Annotated in this window: 1 protein-coding gene and 2 pseudogenes; 1 reads left to right on the top strand and 2 read right to left on the bottom strand. The window is 41.2% G+C overall.

Annotation, left to right across the window (positions count from 1 at the left end):
• Positions 1-119: pseudogene (locus tag ACYVL5_RS23585) on the top strand (IS30 family transposase); the annotation flags it as partial.
• Positions 120-989: 870 nt separating this feature from the next.
• Here ACYVL5_RS23585 and ACYVL5_RS23580 read toward each other — a convergent pair.
• Both ACYVL5_RS23580 and ACYVL5_RS23575 read right to left on the bottom strand, forming a co-directional pair.
• On the bottom strand, positions 990-1487 hold the full coding sequence (locus ACYVL5_RS23580) for a hypothetical protein (protein ID WP_460597989.1): 498 nt from the start codon (positions 1485-1487) through the stop codon (positions 990-992).
• Positions 1488-1596: 109 nt separating this feature from the next.
• Positions 1597-1719: pseudogene (locus tag ACYVL5_RS23575) on the bottom strand (IS1595 family transposase); the annotation flags it as partial.

Here is a 1719-nt window from a genome sequence, read left to right as displayed (position 1 = left end):
AAGAAGAGGCGGTACAGAAGGCAGTCGATCGGCTAAATAACCGCCCCCGCAAGTGTTTAGACTACCGGACGCCCGCTGAGGTCTTTGCTACTGCCCTCGCTGGTGCATTTGCAACTTGAATTGACAGGGGCGAATGACGGACTTGAGGAGAGTCCCCATTTCAAATTACTGAGAACAAATACGTTGTTCCCACTAGGATTATTAGCTTCACTTCCGATACTCAGGGCAAGCCAGGGAGTAGCGAAATCTCCGTTAAATAGCTTTATATCTGTGCCTATACTATATCTAACAATATCCTTCTTAGTATCAACATTTGTGTTTCGAGTATGCAGATAAACAACATCTGCGTTTGCATGAATTCTTGGAGTAAACAAGTATCTTGTAGAGATGCCAGCAGTGAGGCTATTTTGTTCATAAAATGTGTTTTTAACATCAGTGTCAGGAATTTGTTCCTTGTTTCGATAATTAATTACGCCAATAAACTGAAAATCACCTGCTTTTATGGCGCCACTGAGCCAAGCAACTACCCCTGAGTATTTGAAATCGGACTGCTTACCCGTATCACTAAAAAACGTTGGTGACACAGCTATAGAAAAACCTGTTGGCCCAAAAGTGTCTGTCATAAGCTTTAAATCGTTTGAGCACTGTGAATATGTATTACTTTGCACAGCTTTATCCAACCCTTCTTTATAAATAGCATCTCGTTGTTCTTTTGTTTTAATAATTTCTTGTTTGATATTTTCTTTTCTATTGTTACAATTTTCAATGTATTTTTTTATCTCAACAATATTATCCTGAATTTTATTATATTCGGGACTCAAAACCGATGTAGATTTTAATTTTTCATACAAATTATCTAATATTTTTTCAGAAGCAATAATATCAATTTCTAGTTTAGATGATTCATACACAAGATTTTTAACTTTGTCTTCGGTTTGTGCTATTTTTGTTATGTATATCTCTTTCAAAACTGTCTTGATACATTCATCTTACCTGATATTTCTTCTTTTGTCAGTGTCTTCAGTTATCCAGGAATATTTAGCACCGACTGCCATTTTCAAGGAATTATCCGAATTGGAAACACCTTTTGCAGTCCCAAAAGAAAGAGAGGAGTTCGCAGCAGCCCTGGTCCAGAAGCTATCTCTATATTGTTGAATTGTTCGTTCTAACGCCAGAAGCTTATAAATGGGGGTGTCTATGGCAATGCCGGATTGAAAATTACCATTATCATCAATGCCATTAATTAAATCCAGAGCGAAGTCATAGGGCGACGCGGGGTGGTCAACTTTTTTAGGGCTTACCCCCAGGGCCGTAAAGGCTGGACTCGGTGGGACTTCAGAGTTTGCTATTGCTGCACCTATACTCCCTCTTTGGATAGATGTGGAAATGTTTGTAAACAGTTGCCCTTTTGGCGCAGATTCAGCAGCAAAAGACACATTGCAAAACAACAGCAGAATGCACACTTGGAACCAGCGTTGGCATTTCATGATCCCCCCTCCTCCACTACCAGAAGAATGCCGTTGGGCCAGTTATGAGCGGGCTGAATAGTCCCTTTAGAATCTGCAAAAGTACCGACCTCTTCAAAAGGATTCCTGATTAGCGCCAATCTTCCGCTAGGCGTAACCACCGCTCTGGTCGGCTGCCAGTCCGGGCAGCGGCAGCAGCGAGGCGGGGAAGCATAGCAGCAAGATCGAAACGACGGTTAAAGCGGTACTGATA

This window comes from Geomonas sp. Red276 (genome assembly GCF_054784495.1).
The sequence above is the reverse complement of the archived record's forward strand: the minus strand, read 5'-3'. Positions and strand labels throughout refer to the sequence as shown.